This is a genomic window from Streptomyces sp. NRRL F-2664, from assembly GCF_000719345.1.
Taxonomy (GTDB): Bacteria; Actinomycetota; Actinomycetes; order Streptomycetales; family Streptomycetaceae; genus Streptomyces.
This window is the reverse complement of record NZ_JOFX01000020.1, coordinates 136,943-154,923: the sequence shown is the minus strand read 5'-3', so window position 1 is coordinate 154,923 and position 17,981 is coordinate 136,943. Positions and strand designations below refer to the sequence as shown.

Genomic DNA, 17,981 nt, shown 5'->3' with positions numbered 1-17,981 from the left:
ACCGGGCCGCCGTCACCGCGTACGGGCCGGGTCTACTTGATCCACTCCGCCCAGTCCATGTTCCAGCCGTTGAGGCCGTTGTCCGGGGCGATCTGCTTGTCCTTGGAGTTCTTCACGATGACCACGTCGCCGATCAGCGACTCGTCGAAGAACCAGGCCGCGGGCTGCTTGGAGTCGCCCGCGCCGCGGACGTCCTTCAGGCCGATGCAGCCGTGGCTGACGTTGGCCGAGCCGAAGGTGGCGGCGGAGGCCCAGTAGTTGCCGTGCACGAAGGTACCCGACTGCGAGAGGCGCATGGCGTGCGGGACGTCGGAGATGTCGTACTCGCCGCCGAAGCCGACGGTCGCGCCGTTCATCCGCGTGACCTTGTACTTCTCGCTGATGACCATCTGACCGTTGTAGGTCGTGGTGGCGGGGGCGCCCGCGGTGATCGGGACGTCCTTGAGGACCTGGCCGTCCCGGACGACCTGCATCGTGTGGGCGGCCGCGTCGACCGTGGAGACCTGGGAGCGGCCGATCTTGAAGGTGACCGTACGGGTCTGCTTGCCGTAGACGCCCGGGCGGCCCTCGACGCCGTCCAGGGCGAGCTTCACGGTGACCGTGGTGCCGGCGGCCCAGTACTTCTCGGGACGGAAGTCGAGGCGGTCGTTGCCGAACCAGTGGCCCTCGACCGGGACGGCCGGGTCGGCCGTCACCGTGATGGCCTTCTCGACGGCTTCGGGGTTGGTGATGCCGCGGGTGAAGTTGATCGAAACCGGCATGCCCACGCCGACGGTCGCGCCGTCCTCGGGCGTGTAGTGGCCGATGAAGGTGTTGGTGGGTGTCAGGGTCGTGAAGGAGGTGTCCTTGGCGGACTCCCGGCCGGCCTCGTCCTTGGCGACCGCGTGGACCTTGTACTCGGTGGCCGAGGCCAGGTGGCGGGCCGGCTCCCAGCTCGCGCCGTCGGCGGAGAGCTTGCCCTCGACCGCGTTGCCCTTGGTGTCGGCGACGGTCACCGTGCTGAGCTTGCCGCCGGTGCTCGTTATCTTCAGGACGCCGCTGGTGGCGACCTCCTTGGCCCCGTCGTCGGGCTTGACGCTGACGACGGCCTTCGAAGCCTCGGTACCGGCCTTGCCGCCACCCCCGGCGTTGTCGCTGCCGCTGCCGTTGCTGTTGCCGCCGCCACCACCGCCGCCGCAGGCGGTCGTGAACAGCAGGGCCGCTCCCAGCAGCAGGGCCGGCAGACCGGTCCGGGCGCGGCCGCGTATCGGCTGCAGGTTCACTCGTGTTCTCCCCATGTCCCCCGCGCGCGGACAGTCGCGCGCATGTCGACAGGAAAGCACACGGGAGGATCACGATGAGCCACGGTCGTGTCACCGTTCCGTCCCAAGTGCCGCGACACGGACGGAACGGCTTGGCGGGTCAGTCCTCGGTGCCCGGCTTGGTGCCCCAGACGTAGACGGCGTCGCCCTCGGCGAGCAGGTTCCAGAGGCGTTTGGCATCCGGTTCGGTGAGGTTGACGCAGCCCGCGGAGCCGCCGCCCTCGTAGAGGGTGCCGGGAGAGCCGTGCAGGGCCTGGCCGCCGTCGAAGAACTGGGCGTACGGCATGGGCGATCCGTACAGCGTGGAGACGTGGTCCTTGCTGCGCCAGTACACCTCGTGCCAGCCGGTCCGGGTCTCCTGCACGTCGCGGCCGGTCCGGATGGGCACGGGCCGCAGCACGATGTCGCCGCCCTTCTGCACCCACAGCAGTTGGCGGTCGAGGTCGACACAGGTGACACGGTGGGTGCGCTCGGGGCAGTCGCCCGCGGCGTTGGGGTCCGGGCGGGCCGTCACGACGAGCATCGTGCGGTAGGTGGCCACGCCCGCGTAGCCGTCGGCGGGGCTGACAGCGTTCGCGTGCTGGAACGCACGGACCGCGCGGCAGTCGGCCGGGGACTGCACCCCGTCGACCGGCCGGCCGAGGTGGTGTTCGAGCTCCCGCTGGTAGGGGCCGGTGCCCGCCACGCACGCGCTCTCCGGCTCCGCCGCGGCGGCGGCCGCGAAGGCGGGGTGCGGGCCCGCCAGGGCGAGCAGGGTGCCGAGTACGGTCGCCCGTGCCGTCCGGCCTGTCCCCTGACGTACGGCCATGGCGGGCCTCCTCGGTCTGCGAGCGCGACGGTCGTACCCCAGCCAAGCCGTGCGGCCGGGGTACGGCTCGCGCTGCTGCGCCGCCGGGGTGAGGAGGTCACTCCACCGGCGCACACCGGGCTACGGGGTCCGGGCCCGGTGGCCGTCCGCCTTCGCGCCGGCGCCCCGGCTCCGGCTCTTGGAGTTCAGCGGGATCGGCTCGGCGCGCCGGGTGCGGACGGTGAGCACCAGCTGCCGGCCTCTCGCGCCGTCCAGCCGGTAGGGGCCGCTCACCGGGCTCTTCGGCATGACGTACCCCTCGGGGACGTCCTTCTCCACCAGGAAGTACCCGCCGTCGGCGAGCCCGTCGAAGGTGCAGGTGCCGTCGGCGTCGGTGGCGCAGCCGGGCCTGACGCGCTGGTCGGCGTCGGTCCCGCCGGTCTTGAGGCCGGTGGTGCCGTTGGTCTCCTTCCACACCTCGAACACCGCTCCGCGCAGCGGCCGTCCGGTCTTGGCGTCCTTCGCGCGGACCTCGACCCAGCCCTCGTACGCCGTGTCCCGGCGCCGGTTCGGGACGTTGACGACGAGCCCGTTGCGGGCGGCGGCCGCGCCCAGGTCGAAACCGGTGGCCGGTTCGTCGACCCAGGCGTAGCCGGCGGGGACGGCGACCTGGAGCGCGTAGTACGTCTCGCCGGTCGCGAGCTCCACCGTGCACAGGCCCTTCGCGTCGGTCAGGCAGCCGCGGTCGCGCTCCCTCTCGTCGGCGCCCTGGCCGGTGCTCTGGAGCCCCGCCCGGTCGTTGGTCTCGCGCCACAGCTCGAACCGGGCGCCGGGCAGGGGCGCCCCGGTGTCCAGGTCGGTGGCCCGCAGGACCACCTTGGCGTCGCCGTCCGCCGCCGTGGGCGGTGCGGCCAGGGCCGGCGCCGCCGCGGTGAACGCCACCGCCGCGGCCAGACCGATGGGCCACACCCTCGTCGTCCTGGCTTTCATGCCGCTCCGTCCGTCGTACCGGGCCGGGGACCTGGTCCGGGATCAGGCCCGGGGGCCCTTGGCGTCCTTCGGGTGCTGGGAGTGCCCGTCCTGGCCCTTGCCGTGGTCGCCCTCGCCCTTGCCGTGGTCACCCTTGCCCTTGCCGTGGCCGTCGCGCTCGTTGCGGAGCGTGATGACGAGGCGTCGGTCCGGCGTCGCGGCATCCAGCCTCAGCGGGCCGGTGACCCGGTCGGCGGGCAGGGCGTACCCCTCCGGCACGGCCGTCTCGACCAGGTAGTACCAGCCCTCGGGAAGCGGGCCGAAGTCGCAGACCCCGCCGCGGTCGGTGGCGCAGCCGTCGGCCGCCCGGCGGTCGGCATTGATGCCGCGCGTCTGGAGGCCGGCGGTGCCGTTGGTCTCCTGCCACACCTCGAACACCGCTCCGCGCAGCGGCCGTCCGGTCTTGGCGTCCTGCTTGAGGACCCGGATGGCTCCCTCGTACCGCTCGCTCCGCGTGTTCGGGACGGTGACGGTGATGCCGTCCGTCACGTCGGCCCCGGTCAGGTCGAAGCGCGTGACGGGGTCGGCCGGCGGTTCGTACCCGTCCGGGACGGCGGTTTCCCGCCAGTAGTACGTCTGCCCGACCGGCAGCTCCACCGTGCAGGTGCCCCGGGCGTCGGTCACGCAGGCGCCGTCCAACGGGGTGTCGCCGCCCGGGGTGGCGGTCTGCAGCCCCGGGGTGCCGTTGCTCTCCCGCCACAGCTCGAACCGCGCGCCGGGCAGCGGCCGGCCCGTCGCCCCGTCCGTCTTGCGCAGCACCACGCGGGCGCCGTCCGCCGGTTCGGGGCTGCGCCGGTTGTCCGCCTCGTAGCGGACTCCGGCCTGTGCGTTCTCGGCGGTGAGCCTCAGCGTGCCCACCGGCTGGGGCGGGAGCACGTAGCCGGGGGGCGCCTGGGTCTCGCGCCAGTAGTACGTGCCGAGGCCGGTGGTCCGCTCGCACACCCCGCTCGCCGGCGTGGTGCACTCGGTGACGCGGGTGTCGGCGCCCGGGCCGGTGGGCTGAAGCCCGGCGGTGCCGTTGGTCTCCCGCCACAGCTCGAACCGCGCCCCGGCCAGCGCGGCGCCCGTCTCCGCGTCCCGCTTGAGGACGGAGACCGAGCCGGTCACGGGGGCCGGGCCGCCGCAGTCGGGCAGGTCGCCGGTGAAGGGGTAGGCGTGGAACTCCTGGCCGCCGCCCCCTGCCGTCCCGCTGCCGTGGGTCACGGAGCCGGTCGTGAGGAAGCGGCCGTTGATGCCGGGCAGGGTGACGGTGGTCTCGGAGCTCTGCTGCCCCATCAGGAAGCTGCCCTGGAACTGGCCGCCGCCGGTCAGCCGCACCGTGGTGGCGTCGGGGAAGTTCCACAGCAGCCGCTCGCGGTGGGCGTTGAGGGGGTCGGTGTCCTCCAGGCCGCCGCTGTAGGTGTTGATGGTGCGGTCGGTGCCGAGGACGTTGACCAGGACGGTGGCCCCGGCCGGGATCCGGTCGAAGCGGATGCCCTGCATGCCGCCCCCGGTGCCGACCATGTCGGCGTCGACGTGGAACACCTGGAGCGCGGAGGTGCCGTCGCCGGTGAAGAGGGTCTCGTAGCCCCGGTTCACGACGGTGCCGGTGGCCGGGCGCGGCTGTCCGCCGACCCGGGCGTAGCACTGGCTGGCGGCGCTGAGCCGGTCGCGCAGTCCCGCGTACGGGGTGGCGGCGGCGGGGTCCCGCACCAGGGTGCCGGTCACCACCCCGGTGAGGGCGCCCGCGTGGCGGACCACCCCGCCGTCGGCGAGCAGGCGTTCGCCCTGGGCGACGGTGACGTCCCCGCCCGTGGTGAGGAAGTCGGCGCCGGCGGGGGGCGGTACGAGCGATCCGGCGCCGACGATCCCGACGTTGTACCGGCTGTCGCCGCCGGCGGCCTTGTCCTGGTCGAAGTCGCCGAGGACGACGAGGCGGCCCTCGGCCTCGGAGGCCCGGCCCCGGACGCGGAAGTCACCGCCGGCGAAGACGTTGATGCCGTTGTCCCGTCCCCGCAGCACGCCGTCGCTGTGGATCGGCGGGAACGGGGCCGGGCAGTCGCCCGGGACGCACGGACCGAGCCCGTCGGGCAGCGGCGCCCGGGCCGCGGCCGCCGGCCGGTCGGCGCCCGGTCCCGCGGCGAGGGCCGTGGGGGCCGCGGCGGCCAGCACGGCGCCGACCGCGAGCCCGAGGGCCCAGTTCCTTGCTGACATGGTGCTCCGTCCGTTTCCCCTGCTGCCCTCCCGTGCCCTGACAGGCTGGGGGCAGGGTGCGGCGGTGCGCGGCGCGGACACTCACCGCTACGGCATTCCGATCACACAAGTCACCCTTGCGGGGTGGGGTGGCCGTCAGACGACGGCGGAGCCTGCCACCCAGTCGGCCCACGACATGTTCCAGCCGCCCAGCCCGTTGTCGGCGGCGACCGTCTTGTCCTGCGAGTTCACGACCTCCACCACGTCCCCGATCAGGGTCCGGTCGAAGAACCAGCCCGCCGGGGTGTCGGAGCCGCCGCCCTTGTCGTCGCGCAGGCCGACGCAGCCGTGGCTGACGTTGGTGGTGCCGAAGGTGTCGGGGCTGGACCAGTAGTTGCCGTGCAGGAAGGTCCCGGAGTTGGTCAGGCGCATGGCGTGCGGTACGTCGGGGATGTCGTACTCGCCGCCGAACCCCACGGTCTGCCCGTTCATCCGGGTGACGTCGAAGAGCTCCATGACCACCATCTTCCCGTTGTAGGTGGTGGTCTTGGGCGCTCCGGCGCTGATCGGCACGGTGGAGAGCAGCTCCCCGTCCCGGCGGACCTCCATGGTGTGGGCGGCCGCGTCCACCGTGGAGATCTGGGAGCGCCCGACGGTGAAGGTGACGGTCTTGGACTGGATCCCGTACGAGCCGGGCGCGCCCTCGACGTCGCGCAGGTCCATCCGCACGGTGACCTTGGTGCCGGGCTTCCAGTACTGCTTGGGCCGGAAGTCGAGGCGTTCCTTGCCGAACCAGTGGCCGGCGACCTCCACGGGCGGGTCGGCGGTGATCCGGATGGCGCGCTCCACCTCGGCACGGCGTTCGATGGCACGGCTGAACTTGAAGGAGACGATCATGCCGGTGCCGACGGTCGAGCGGTTCTCGGGCTTGAAGTAGCCGATGAAGCGCTCCTCGGGGACGTAGGTGGTGAAGGTGGTGTGCCGGGCCTGGCGCCGGTTGTGCCCGTCGAGGGCGACGGCGTCGACGGTGTACTTGGCCGCGAGGGAGAGCTTGCCGGCCTGCGGGGCGGGGCTCCAGCTGAGCCCGTCGGCGGCGATGGCGCCGGGGACCTCCTCCTGCTGCGCGTCCTCCACCTTGGTCACCTTCACCCGTTCCAGCCGCCCCTCGGGGACGGTGACGGTCAGCCGCCCGTCGGCCGGAACGTCCTTGGCGTTGTCGCCGGGGGTGATGCGGATGGCCTCGTCCGGCGAGCGGACCCTGCCGGGGAGCTGGATCTCGACGGGCGACTTGCCGTCCTGGGTGCAGCCGGCCAGCCCGCCCAGCAGGCCCGCCCACACCGCCACGGCGGCGAAACCCGCCCCTGCCCGCCTCGTCAGAAGTGTCACGATCCTTCCAACGACGGGAGCCCTCCGGGGGAAACGTGAGCGCGGGCGACGTTCCGGGCAGAACTGTCCGGGCAGAACAGTGGGAAGGACCAGACGGGGGCGGGACCTGGCCGGGACGCCGGGGCCGTGCACTCCCCTCCCCTGCCGGTACCGAGGAGCCGTGGAGGCGGGCAGTGTCGAGCGCAGCCGAGCAGGAGGCGGTGGAAGCCGTCAGCGATGCCGCAGCAGCGGTACGGAGCGGGCAGGCCGCGCCCGTACCGCATGTCGACGGCCCAGCGGGCGGCCCCCTGGGCCGGCCGCCGGACGGGCGGCCGGACGGCCGGACGAACGGCCAGGTCAAGGGGCAGGTGCCACGGGTGCACGCGCGCCCGGCCCCGGCGGTGTGGCCGGGGTCGTCGCATCCCCTGGGTGCCCGCTTCCACCACGGTCCGGACGGGACCGCCGGGACCAACTTCGCGGTGTGGGCCCAGGGTGCGGAGGCGGTGGAGGTGTGCCTGTTCGACGAGGGCGGAACCGAGACCCGCTGCCTCCTGACGGAGCTCACGCACGAGATCTGGCACGGTTTCGTGCCGGGCGTGCGCCCGGGGCAGCGGTACGGCTTCCGGGTCCACGGCCGATGGGACCCGTGGACGGGGGTCCGGCACAATCCGGCGAAGCTGCTGCTGGACCCGTACGCGCGGGCCGTCGACGGGGACTTCACCCTGCCGCCGGAGGTGTACGGGCACGTCCGGGACTGGCCGCAGCAGTACATCGCGGACACGGTGCGCGACGACCGGGACTCCGCGCCCTTCGTGCCCAAGGGCGTGGTGGTGCACGATGACGACGACTGGGCGGACGACGTCCGGCCGAAGACGCCGTGGGCCGATTCGGTGATCTACGAGCTGCATGTGCGCGGTTTCACGATGCGCCATCCGGGTGTTCCCGAGGAGTTGCGCGGCACGTATGCGGGCCTGGCCCATCCGGCGGCGGTCGAGCACCTGGTGAAGCTGGGCGTGACGGCGGTCGAGCTGCTGCCGGTGCACCAGTTCGCGCACGAGGACCACCTGCTGCGCAGGGGGCTGCGCAATTACTGGGGGTACAACTCGGTCGGCTACTTCGCGCCGCACGCGGGCTACTCGTCGAGCGGTACGGCCGGGCAGCAGGTCGGCGAGTTCAAGCGGATGGTCCGGGCGCTGCACGCGGCCGGGATCGAGGTCATCCTCGACGTGGTCTACAACCACACGGCGGAGGCGGGCGAGCTGGGGCCCACGCTGTCGCTGCGCGGTTTCGACAACCGGGGCTACTACCGGCTCCAGTCCGACCAGCGCCGGTACGCCGACTACACGGGCTGCGGGAACACCCTGCACGCGGGGCGGCCGCACGTACTGCGGCTGATCACGGACTCGCTGCGCTACTGGGTCACCGAGATGGGAGTGGACGGTTTCCGCTTCGACCTGGCGGCCGCGCTGGCCCGTTCGATGCACGACGTGGACATGCTGTCGCCCTTCCTCGCGGTGATCGCCCAGGACCCGGTGCTGCGGCGGGTGAAGCTGATCGCGGAGCCGTGGGACGTGGGTTCGGGCGGCTACCAGGTGGGGGCGTTCCCCCCGCTGTGGACCGAGTGGAACGACCGCTACCGCGATGCCGTGCGGGACTTCTGGCGCGGGGCGCTGCCCGACGTGCGGGACCTGGGCTACCGGCTGTCGGGGTCGAGCGACCTGTACGCGTGGGGCGGGCGGCGGCCGTACGCCTCGGTCAACTTCGTCACCGCGCACGACGGTTTCACCCTGCGCGACCTGGTGTCCTACGAGCGCAAGCACAACGACGCGAACGGGGAGGCGGGCCGGGACGGGACGAATGACAACCGGTCGTGGAACTGCGGGGCGGAGGGGGAGACGGACGACGTCCGGGTGGGGGTGCTGCGCCGCCGCCAGCTGCGCAACCTGCTGACCACCCTGCTGCTGTCGACGGGGGTGCCGATGCTCGTGGCGGGTGACGAGTTCGGACGCACCCAGGGCGGCAACAACAACGCCTACTGCCAGGACAACGAGACGGGGTGGGTGGACTGGTCGCTGCTGGAGGATCCGGCGTGGCGGTCGCTGTTCGCGCTGACGGCGCGGCTGATCTCGTTGCGCCACGCCCATCCGGTGCTGCGGCGGCGGGCGTTCTTCTCCGGCCGGCCGCAAGCGGCCGACGGGCTGCGGGACCTGGCCTGGTTCACGCCCGCGGGTACGGAGATGACCGAGCGGGACTGGTACGCCCCCGCGGCGGCGATCGGCATGTACCTGTCGGGGCGGGACATCCCGGGGCGTGACGAGCGGGGCCGGCCGGTGACGGACGACAGCTTCCTGGTCCTGCTGCACGCGGGGGACCGGCCGGCGGCGTGGGTGCTGCCGGGGGCGCCGTGGGCCCAGGAGTACGAGCTGGTCCTGGACACCTCCCTGGAGGAGCAGGGTGTCGTGCCCGGCACCCGGCACCGTGCCGGCGAGGGCCTGACCGTGCCGGCCCGTTCGGTGCTCCTGCTGCGGGTCGGCGGTTCTCGACCGCCGGCAGCATCCGCTTGAGGCGGGCGGCGAGCGCAGGGCGTTCGGCGTCGTCGAGGGGCTCGACCATCCCGTCCTCGGCGACGCCGCGCCGGCGCATGGCGTCCAGCCGCGGCGGCGGCCCTCCTCGGTGAGTTCCACGTCGACCCGGCGGCGGTCGGCGGCGGCGCGCGGCCGGCGCACCGGGCCGGACTTCCGGGCCTAGTCTTCTGGGCATGTTCACGCCGATCCGGCGGCTGCTCGTCGGTCGCGCCTTCGCCGCATTCGCCTCCGCGCTGGTGCCCACCACCCTCACCCTGGCCCTCCTGCAGGCCGGTTCCGCGGGCGACCTGGGCCTGGTACTCGCCTGCGAGCTGCTTCCGATGCTCCTGCTGCTGCCCGTCGCCGGAGTGGCCGCCGACCGATTCCCCGCCCGGCGGGTGATCCTCGTCGCCGACCTCGTGCGGGCGGCCGCCCAACTGGCGACGGGGGCCCTTCTCATGAGCGGGCTCGACGGACGGGTCCCCGAACTGGCCGCGCTGGCCGCCGTGACCGGCGCCGCGGTCGCCTTCGGCACGCCCGCCGTACGCACGCTCGTGGCGGCCGCCGTCCCCGAGGAGGGGCGGCTGCGCGTGAACGCCCGGCTCGGGGTGGCCACCGGGCTCGCGAACGTGGCGGCGCCCGCGGCCGCGGGCACGCTGTCGCTGACCGTGGGCGGGGGCTGGGCCTCGCTGCTCACCGGGGCGCTCTTCGCCCTCTCCGCGCTCACCCTCGGCGGCCTGCGCACCCGCGCGGTCGCGCGCAGCGCACCACGCGCCGCCTTCGGCGCGGAACTGCGCGCCGGCTGGGCCGAGACCCGGCGCCACCCGTGGTTCCTCGCCAACGTGCTGGCCCACGGCGTCTGGCACCTGGCGGCCGGCTTGCTGCTCACCCTCGGCCCGGTGATCGCCATGGAGGACCTCGGGGGCAAGGGCGCCTGGGTGGTGGTCGCGCAGACCGGCACCGTCGGGATGCTCGCCGGCGTCTGGGCGGCCGGCCGGCTGCGGCTGCGCCGCCCGCTGTACGGGGTGGCCGTCGGGGCCGCCGTCCAGGCACTGCCGCTCACCGCCTTCGCGCTGCGCCTGCCGCTGCCGGCGACCGCGGCGGCGTTCGGCTGCGCCATGTTCGGCCTGGGGGTGCTGAGCCCGCTGTGGGAGACGGAGATGCAGCGCCGGATCCCGCTGGAGACGCTGGGCCGGGTCGGCTCCTTCGACACCCTCATCTCGTTCGCCGCCCGCCCCCTGGGGCTCGCCGTGGCCGCCCCGCTGGCCGCCGCCGTGGGGGCCACGCTCCCGTTGCTGGCCGCCGCCGCCCTCAGCGCCGCGGCGAACCTGTCCGTACTGCTGCTTCCGGACGTCCGCCGGCGTCCGGAACCGACTCGCTCACCTGTCCTGCGATGATGTGTTCGACATCGTCGCTGAGGGGAGCCCCTGCATGGGCAGAGTCGGGACCGCGCTGCGGGAACTGCGCGGGGCGCAGAAGTCGGCGAAGGGAGTGTCGCTCTACTCGCGGTTCGTGAACCGACCGGCCGGGCGCTACCTGGCCGCCGCTTCCCACGCCCTCGGGCTCACGCCGAACCAGGTGACGCTGATCAGCGCCGCCTTCAGCTTCGCCGCGGTGGCGGCGGTCGCGCTGGCCGGGCCCTCCTGGGCGCTGGGGATCGCCGTATGGGCCGCGCTCGCGGTCGGCTTCGCCTTCGACTCGGCCGACGGACAGCTGGCGCGGCTGCGCGGGGGCGGGAGTGCGGCCGGCGAATGGCTGGACCACGTCGTGGACGCCGCCAAGCTCACCGCGCTGCACTCGTGCGTGCTGGTGGCGTTCTACCGGTTCCCCGAGGAGTACGGCACGACGGCCGACGGCTGGCTCCTGGTGCCGCTCGGCTTCCAGTTCGCCGCCGTCGTCACCTTCTTCGGCGGGTTGCTCACGGAGAAGCTCAAGCCCCGGCCGGTCCCCGGAAGCCCCGCCGCAGCGCCCTCGACCCTGCGCGCGGTGGCGCTGCTGCCCGTGGACTACGGGATGTTCTGCCTGGTGTTCCTGGTGCTGGGCGGCGGGGAGCTGTTCGCCTGGGCCTACGCCGGACTGGGTGCGGTGGCCGCGCTCTTCCTGCTGGCCTTCCTCGCCAAGTGGTTCCGGGAGCTCAGCGCCGTTCCCCGGTGACCTGGCCCGGCACCGCGGCCGGTTCGGCGAGCGCGTCCAGCGCCCGGCGCAGCTGGGTGCTGGAGGTGTGGACGGTGTAGGGGAAGTAGACGACGTCGACGCCGTGGGCGGCGAAGTCCTTCTCCAGCTTGTCGCCCTTGGCGGTGCCCCGCCAGTCGTCGCCCTTGAAGATGACGTCGAAGCGGACCTGCTTCCAGGTCTCCACCTTGTCGGGCACCGTCTCGACGAAGGCGGCGTCGACGTACTTGACGCTGCGTACGATCTCCAGGCGCTCGACGAGCGGGATCATCGGGCGGCGGCCCTTGGCGCGTTCGGCCATCTCGTCGGAGACGACACCGGCGACCAGGTAGTCGCACTGACTCCGGGCGTGCCGAAGGATGTTGAGATGCCCGATATGGAACAGATCGTAGGCGCCCGGCGCGTAACCGACTCGATACGGTCGACGCGAAGGCGCACCGATGTCCGACATGAACCGCTCCGTCATCTCTTTGTCCCCAGCGGCCACACCCCCCGGTGTAGCGGATTAGCAGACAATAGCGTGCACGTTCCGCGGCACGCGGGTGAACGAATAGGGTGACGTGCGCATCATCCAGGGGAAGAGGGGACGCACGGTGTCCAGATCCGGTCAGCGGCGCATGCTGCTGGTTTCCACGAACTACGCTCCGGAGCACGCCGGGATCGGCCCGTACGCCACCCAGATCGCGGAGCACTGGGCGGATCTCGGCCACGAGACGCACGTCCTCGCCGGCATGCCGCACTACCCGGCGTGGTCGCTCGAACCGGAGTACAAGGGGGCGCTCCAGCGCACGGAACAGCGCGCGGGAGTCACCGTGCACCGGCGCGCGCACACGGTGCCGCAGCGCCAGACCGCCGTGAAGCGGGCCCTGTTCGAAGGATCGATTCTCCTGCACGGCGCGGTGGCCCCGCCGAAAATGCCCCGCCCCGACGCCGTTCTCGCCCAGATGCCGAGCCTGGCCGGCGGCGTGCTCGCCGCCCGGCTCGCAGCACGCTGGAAGGTCCCCTACGTCCCGGTCGTCCAGGACCTCATGGGCGCAGCCGCCGCGCAGAGCGGCATCAGCGGAGGCGACAAGGCGGCCGCGATCGCCGGCCGCGCCGAGGCGTACGCCCTCAAGCGCGCCACCCTCGTCGGCGTCATCCACGAGACCTTCGTGGAGCGGGTCGTGGGCATGGGCGTGGACCCGGGCCGGATCCGCCTCGTCCCCAACTGGTCCCACGTGCCCAAGCCCACCAAGCCGCGCGGCGAGACCCGCCGGCACCTGGGCTGGGGCCCCGGCGAGACGGTCGTGCTGCACTCCGGGAACATGGGCCTCAAGCAGGGGCTCGAAGTCCTCGTGGGGGCCGCGCGACTGGATCCGAACGTCCGTTTCGTCCTGATGGGCGACGGCAGTCAGCGCTCCGCGCTCGCGGACCTTTCCGCGGACGTACCCAATCTGGACATCATCCCCCCTGCCGCTGACGGCGAGTTCCCGGATATCCTCGCCGCGGCGGACGTTCTCGCGGTCACCCAGCACGCCGCCGTGCTGGACATGAGCGTCCCCTCGAAGCTCACCTCCTACTTCCAGACCGGCCGGCCCGTCGTCGCCTCCGTGGCGGCGGAGGGCGGGACCGCCCAGGAGGTGGAACGCTCGGGCGCAGGGGTGCTCGTACCGCCGGAGGACCCCGAGGCCCTGCTGAAGGCCGTACGGGCCCTGGCGGAGGACCCCGAGCACGCGGACGCACTGGGAGCGGCCGGACCCCGCCACGTGGCGGCCCACCTGAGCCGCGAAGCGGGCCTGGCCCGCATCGACGCACTGATGGACGAAGCACTTGGGGGAACCCGGCCGTGATCGAGACGAACCGCCCGGCAGCGGCACCGGTCGACGACGAACCCGACCTCCTGCGGGACCAGTTCCGACAGCTCCTTCGCTACCGCAGGCTGATCGGCGCGGGTATCGGCGTCGGTCTGCTGGGCGGCGTCTACCTCGGCATATCCACCGCGGACACCTACGTCGCCACTGCCGACGTCGTGCTGCGCGCGCCCACCGACGACCCGTTCAACCCGAGCCTCGCCCCGGACAAGGCGATCAACATCGGCTCCGAACGCCAGGTCGCGCTCAGCTCCTCCATCGCCAACGAGGCGGCCAAGAAGCTGGGGGTGTCCGCCAAGGACTTCGCCGCCCTGCGCGCCGGCCTCCAGGTGACGAACCCGCCGCAGACCATGGTGTTGCGCTTCACCTACACGGCGGACTCCCCCAAGGAGGCGGCCAAGCGCGCCAATGCCATGACCGAGGCCTACCTGCTGAAGCGGCAGGAGTCCCTCGACGCCACCCGCGACAAGATGGTCAAGGGCTACAAGGAACAGCGCGACCCGATCGCGAAGCAGCTGGATGAGACCTCCAAGGAGATCGCCCGGATGCCGGCCGGCGCCGGGCGCGACGCGGCCAGCTCCGCCAAGACCGACCTGCAGAGCGAGGTCGGCAGCTACAACACCAAGATCACCAAGCTCGAAGCCCTGGACATGACCCCGGGCCGCGTCACCAGCGCCGCGACCGCGCCCACCGCCACCGACGGCCCGGGCATCGTCATGTCCCTCGCGCTGGGCGCGGCCGTGGGCCTCGCACTCGGCCTGCTGGCCGCCTGGGTCCGGCTCGTCTTCGACCCGGCACCGCGCTCCGAGGGCGACGTCGCCCGTGCCCTGCGCGCGCCCGTACTGGGCTACCTGCCGCGGGACCGGACGGGCGGCGGGCCGCTGCTCGCCGCCGGCGAGGCCGACCCCCGCCTCGCCGAGGAGTACCGCTCGGTGGCCTTCCGCCTGGCCTACGACTCCCGCTTCGCCGACCGGCGCCGGCTCCTCGTCGTCGCGCCGCGCGGCAGCAGCGAGACCGCGGCCGCCGTGGCCGTGAACCTCGCCGCCTCCTTCGCCGAGACCGGCAAGGACGTGCTGCTCATCGAGGCCGACCTGCGCACCCCGGTGCTGGCCAGCCAGCTGCCGACCGACGCCGGCGGCCGGCCCCGCTGGAGCCAGGGCCAGAGCGGCGCGCCCGCGCCGGGACGCCACGCCGACTCCGAGTGGCCCGACGGGCGCCAGCTCGTGGTGGACGCCGGGGAGTCCGGCTCCTTCGACCTCATCCCGGGCGACCGGGCGCGCAACGTGCCGCGTGCGCTGACCTCCGCCCGCGCCACCCGGCTGATCTCCGAGGCCGACGCCCCGAACTCCACCGTGGTCGTGCTCGCGCCGCCGGTGCTCTCCTACGCCGACGCCCTGGCCCTCGTCGACCGCGTCGACGGCGTCCTGGTCGTCACCGATCCGCGGGCCATCCACCGCACCGACCTCATCCGGATCCGCGAGCTCATCAGCGGCGCCGGCGGCACGGTGCTCGGTGCGGTGCTGCACGCGCCGCTGCCCGGCGAGAAGCGCGGCAAGGGCAAGGACAAGGGCGGACCGGCCGCGGCCGGTCCGGGAGCCCCGGCGACGGCGGCCAAGAGCGCCCCGCAGCCCCAGCCGATCCCGTACGAGGTGGCCGAGCCCGAGCAGCACATCCCGGGCGACGGCACCGACACCGTCGCGCTGCGCACCGTGCGCACGGGCCGCAGGTGAGCCGACGCGGCCTCGCCGCCGCCGCCTCGGTCCTGGACCAGGCGGCCTCCAGCGCCACCAACATCCTGGTGCTGGTGCTGGCCGCCCGGCTGTCCTCGGCCTCCGCCTTCGCCGACTTCTCGATGGTGTACGTGGCCTTCAGCGTGCTCCTCGGGCTGAACATGGCCTACGTCGGCCAGAGCCTGGTCCTGGAGAAGGGCGACGGGCTCGGTGCGGCCTGCCGGTCGGCCGCCGGCTTCACCGCGGCCGCCTCCGCCGCCGTGGGCGTCCTGCTCGCGGTGGTGGGCCTGGCGCTGCCGGGGGCCACCGGGCAGGCCTTCCTCGCGCTGGGCGCGGTGCTGCCCCTGGTGCTCCTCCAGGACGGGCTGCGCTACTGCTTCTCCGCGCTGCGCGCCCCCGAGCGGGCGCTCGCCGCGGACGCGCTGCGCCTGCTGTGCGTGGTCGCCGCGCTGGCCGTGCAGCCCGAAGGGGCCTCCGCCGGGCGGTTGGTGCTCGTGTGGGGCCTGTCCGCACTGCCGGCCCTGGCGGTGGGGCTGTGGCTGCTGCGGCCGTACGTCCGCGGCCGCCGCGGTGACCTGCGGCCGTACCTGCGGCGCGGGCACCTGGGACAGCGGTTCGTCGTCGAGTTCGCGGTGGGCAACGGCTCCAGCCAGCTCGCCGTGCTGGGCCTCGGCGTCTTCGCGACGCCGCTGGCGGTCGGTGCGCTGCGGGGTGCGACGACGCTCTTCGGGCCGCTGAACGTGCTGTTCAACTCGGCGAACGCGTTCGGGCCGCCGGTGCTCGGGCGCCTCGGCGGCAAGCGGGCCACGGTGCGGGCGACGGCTGCGCTGGGGCTGCTGCTGGCGGCGGTCGGCGCGGGCTGGGGGACGGCGCTGTACCTGCTGCCGGACCGGCTGGGCCGGGAACTGCTCGGTGACACCTGGGCGGCGGCGTCCGCGCTGCTGCCGGCGACGGGGGCGCAGTACGCGGTCATGGGGCTGGGGACGTGCGCGCTGCTGACCCTGCGCGTCCTGGCCCCGAAGGCCACCTTGTCCCTGCAGGTGGTGTTCTCGCTGCTGTCGGTGGGGCTGCTGCTGGGGGGCTACGCGGTGTGGGGGGTGGCGGGTGCCGCGTGGGCCTTGGCGGCCGGCTCCGCGCTCAAGGCTCTGGCCGCCTGGCTTCGGGTCGCCCGCCTGCGCGTCCCCGCTGCGCAGGACCGCGAGCCCCTGCCGGCCTCCGCGGCCTGACCGCCGCCGCCGCGCGGGCGTGTCCCCCGGGCGCTGCCCGGACCCGCGCCTCGAACGCCGGCGAGGCTGGGACACCCGGCCGCCCGGCCCCATCCAGCCCCGCCGGCGATTGAGGCGCAGGGTCCGGGGCGGAGCCCCGGCAGGGGGCGGGGGCGGGACGGGACCGGCGGTAGGTCAGCGGAGGGTGGTGGACCTGTCCGTGCGGTAGGTCGCGACCAGCGCCAGGCAGAGGGCCGCGATCGCGACCCGGCCCGACGCCTGGAGCAGCGGTCCGCGCAGCAGGATGAAGGAGTAGCCCGCGACCAGCGGGACGACCACCGAGATCAGGCTGCCCGGCGGCGCCCGCCGCGTGGCCCGTTTCGCGTAGCGCCGGTCGACGCGGGCGGCGGCGTACCCCATGCCCAGCAGCCCGGCCCCCATCCCCAGCGGCCCGAAGTCCAGCCACAGTTCCGCCCAGATCGGCGAGGAGAGGTTGGTGTTGACCGTGCCCATCCACTGGCCGACCATCACGCCCGTGTCCCTCGGCTTGCCCTCCCAGACCGACCTGGGCACCGCGAAGAAGATCGACCCGGCCAACTGGCGCCCGTAGTAGTGCCCGGGGCCCGACTCCGAGAAGGTGATGGTGTTCGCGAACATGCCGATCTGGTCGTAGTCCTTCAGCGCCATCGGCTCCAGGAAGGACGTGGTCTCCACCGGCCGGTAGTTCTTCTCGTCGTAGCGGAAGCGGTCCGCGAACGGGAAGATCAGCAGGGCGACGACCACCGCCATCGACAGGGCCACCCGGTACATGGCCGCGCTCACCGGGAACACGGTGAAGAGCAGCGCGAACATGACCGTCAGGAACCAGTACCGCGGGTTCGAGATGGGGTTGTTGACGACCAGGTTGAGGCCCGCGAGCGCCGCCCACGTGACGATGATCGACACCTTGCGGCGGGCGAACTTCGAAGTGATCAGCCAGCGCGTGTACAGCAGCAGCGAGAGCAGGGCCGGCACGGTGCCGAAGCCGCGCAGCAGGGCTTGGCCCGCCTGGCCGTCGCCGTTGGAGACGCCCGCCTCCTGGATGCCGGCGATGATCTCCTGGCGGCTGGAGAAGAAGACGGCGGGGCCGCCCAGTTTCATGATGAAGGCGGCGCTGCACAGGAACGACAGGACCGTCAGCAGCTGGAGCCGGCGCCGGTGCGCCATGACCGGCTTCGACTCCTTCTGGGAGCCGCCGGCGCGGCCGGCCGGCCGGTGCCGGGCCAGCAGCACGCCGACGTCGAAGGCCGTGCACCCGAGCAGTACCAGCCCGATGGCGGCGGTCAGGTCGGAGCGCGGGCCGACGACCGGCGTCGGGACCTGCCCGAGGACGGCCTGCGCGAGCGGGGCCACGCCCATGGCCATGTAGACGAACAGCCAGAAGGAGCCCTGGAGCAGCTTGCGCCGGCTGGTGAGCACCATCGCGGAGAGCCGGGCGCCCGCGTACATGGTGAGCAGCAGCTGGAGCCAGAAGGCCGCGTCGCGGGCGCCGGCGCCGGTCTGGACGGCGACGAACAGCGGCAGGAAGACGGTGAAGCCGAGCGCGAGCGGTACGGACAGGGCACGGGAGAGCAGGGTGCGCGGAAGGGTCTCGCGGCCCCACATGCTCTCGTCCTCGAAGGGGGACGGGACGACCGGCCTGGCGGGAGTCGCGGCGGGCTTGCGTATGTCCGTCGTCACTGCGCCGCCCCCACCCGATGTGCCTGGTCCGCGCGCAGTCTAGTCTGAGCGGGCCGCGCCCGGGGAGGCCGCGGCCGCGAGCACGAT

At 73.5% G+C, this 17,981-nt stretch carries 13 protein-coding genes; 6 read left to right on the top strand and 7 right to left on the bottom strand.

Annotated features, from left to right (window positions below):
- Positions 1-32: 32 nt before the first annotated feature.
- The 5 genes from IF89_RS0119000 to IF89_RS0118980 all read right to left on the bottom strand — a co-directional run bounded on the left by IF89_RS0119000 (position 33) and on the right by IF89_RS0118980 (position 6,666).
- Positions 33-1,277: a L,D-transpeptidase family protein gene (locus tag IF89_RS0119000; RefSeq protein WP_051807253.1), complete on the bottom strand. Its 1,245-nt coding sequence runs from the start codon at positions 1,275-1,277 to the stop codon at positions 33-35.
- Positions 1,278-1,401: 124 nt separating this feature from the next.
- Positions 1,402-2,109: a L,D-transpeptidase family protein gene (locus IF89_RS0118995; RefSeq protein ID WP_030769103.1), complete on the bottom strand. Its 708-nt coding sequence runs from the start codon at positions 2,107-2,109 to the stop codon at positions 1,402-1,404.
- 120 nt (positions 2,110-2,229) lie between these two features.
- Positions 2,230-3,078, bottom strand: coding sequence for an MSCRAMM family protein (locus IF89_RS40850; protein ID WP_158717886.1), 849 nt, complete (start codon positions 3,076-3,078; stop codon positions 2,230-2,232).
- Between the two features lie 42 nt (positions 3,079-3,120).
- Positions 3,121-5,310 (bottom strand): choice-of-anchor A family protein, encoded by a 2,190-nt coding sequence (locus IF89_RS46020; protein ID WP_158717885.1) that lies wholly within the window; start codon positions 5,308-5,310, stop codon positions 3,121-3,123.
- 135 nt (positions 5,311-5,445) lie between these two features.
- Positions 5,446-6,666 (bottom strand): L,D-transpeptidase, encoded by a 1,221-nt coding sequence (locus IF89_RS0118980; RefSeq protein ID WP_030769094.1) that lies wholly within the window; start codon positions 6,664-6,666, stop codon positions 5,446-5,448.
- 182 nt (positions 6,667-6,848) lie between these two features.
- Here IF89_RS0118980 and glgX point away from each other — a divergent pair, with 182 nt between their 5' ends.
- The 3 genes from glgX to IF89_RS0118965 all read left to right on the top strand — a co-directional run bounded on the left by glgX (position 6,849) and on the right by IF89_RS0118965 (position 11,372).
- Positions 6,849-9,218 (top strand): glycogen debranching protein GlgX, encoded by a 2,370-nt coding sequence (gene glgX, locus IF89_RS0118975; protein WP_420706935.1) that lies wholly within the window; start codon positions 6,849-6,851, stop codon positions 9,216-9,218.
- Between the two features lie 194 nt (positions 9,219-9,412).
- Positions 9,413-10,615, top strand: a complete 1,203-nt coding sequence (locus tag IF89_RS0118970) for an MFS transporter (RefSeq protein WP_051807248.1) — start codon at positions 9,413-9,415, stop codon at positions 10,613-10,615.
- Between the two features lie 34 nt (positions 10,616-10,649).
- Entirely contained in the window at positions 10,650-11,372 is a 723-nt protein-coding gene (locus IF89_RS0118965; protein WP_030769087.1) for a CDP-alcohol phosphatidyltransferase family protein, read from the top strand.
- Here the strand turns inward: IF89_RS0118965 and IF89_RS0118960 are convergent.
- Positions 11,353-11,841, bottom strand: coding sequence for an adenylyltransferase/cytidyltransferase family protein (locus tag IF89_RS0118960; protein WP_030769085.1), 489 nt, complete (start codon positions 11,839-11,841; stop codon positions 11,353-11,355). The genes IF89_RS0118965 and IF89_RS0118960 overlap by 20 nt on opposite strands.
- Positions 11,842-12,007: 166 nt before the next feature.
- Between IF89_RS0118960 and IF89_RS0118955 the strand changes: the two genes are divergently transcribed.
- From IF89_RS0118955 to IF89_RS0118945, 3 genes are read left to right on the top strand one after another with little or no spacing between them, the layout of a single operon-like run.
- Positions 12,008-13,219, top strand: a complete 1,212-nt coding sequence (locus IF89_RS0118955; protein WP_051807246.1) for a glycosyltransferase family 4 protein — start codon at positions 12,008-12,010, stop codon at positions 13,217-13,219.
- Positions 13,216-14,970: an LPS biosynthesis protein gene (locus tag IF89_RS0118950; protein WP_030769079.1), complete on the top strand. Its 1,755-nt coding sequence runs from the start codon at positions 13,216-13,218 to the stop codon at positions 14,968-14,970. Before IF89_RS0118955 ends, IF89_RS0118950 begins: the two co-directional genes overlap by 4 nt.
- Positions 14,967-16,196, top strand: a complete 1,230-nt coding sequence (locus tag IF89_RS0118945) for a hypothetical protein (RefSeq protein WP_030769078.1) — start codon at positions 14,967-14,969, stop codon at positions 16,194-16,196. Before IF89_RS0118950 ends, IF89_RS0118945 begins: the two co-directional genes overlap by 4 nt.
- Before the next feature lie 174 nt (positions 16,197-16,370).
- Here IF89_RS0118945 and IF89_RS0118940 read toward each other — a convergent pair whose 3' ends face one another.
- Positions 16,371-17,819: a hypothetical protein gene (locus IF89_RS0118940; RefSeq protein ID WP_234327806.1), complete on the bottom strand. Its 1,449-nt coding sequence runs from the start codon at positions 17,817-17,819 to the stop codon at positions 16,371-16,373.
- Between the last annotated feature and the right edge of the window lie 162 nt (positions 17,820-17,981).

Bases quoted from the DNA above. Each gene is read 5' to 3' on its own strand.
- IF89_RS0119000 (WP_051807253.1), bottom strand. From the start codon at position 1,277: ATGGGGAGAACACGAGTGAACCTGCAGCCGATACGCGGCCGCGCCCGG.
- IF89_RS0118995 (WP_030769103.1), bottom strand. From the start codon at position 2,109: ATGGCCGTACGTCAGGGGACAGGCCGGACGGCACGGGCGACCGTACTC.
- IF89_RS40850 (WP_158717886.1), bottom strand. From the start codon at position 3,078: ATGAAAGCCAGGACGACGAGGGTGTGGCCCATCGGTCTGGCCGCGGCG.
- IF89_RS46020 (WP_158717885.1), bottom strand. From the start codon at position 5,310: ATGTCAGCAAGGAACTGGGCCCTCGGGCTCGCGGTCGGCGCCGTGCTG.
- IF89_RS0118970 (WP_051807248.1), top strand. From the start codon at position 9,413: ATGTTCACGCCGATCCGGCGGCTGCTCGTCGGTCGCGCCTTCGCCGCA.
- IF89_RS0118965 (WP_030769087.1), top strand. From the start codon at position 10,650: ATGGGCAGAGTCGGGACCGCGCTGCGGGAACTGCGCGGGGCGCAGAAG.
- IF89_RS0118960 (WP_030769085.1), bottom strand. From the start codon at position 11,841: ATGTCGGACATCGGTGCGCCTTCGCGTCGACCGTATCGAGTCGGTTAC.
- IF89_RS0118955 (WP_051807246.1), top strand. From the start codon at position 12,008: ATGCTGCTGGTTTCCACGAACTACGCTCCGGAGCACGCCGGGATCGGC.
- IF89_RS0118940 (WP_234327806.1), bottom strand. From the start codon at position 17,819: ATGTGGGGCCGCGAGACCCTTCCGCGCACCCTGCTCTCCCGTGCCCTG.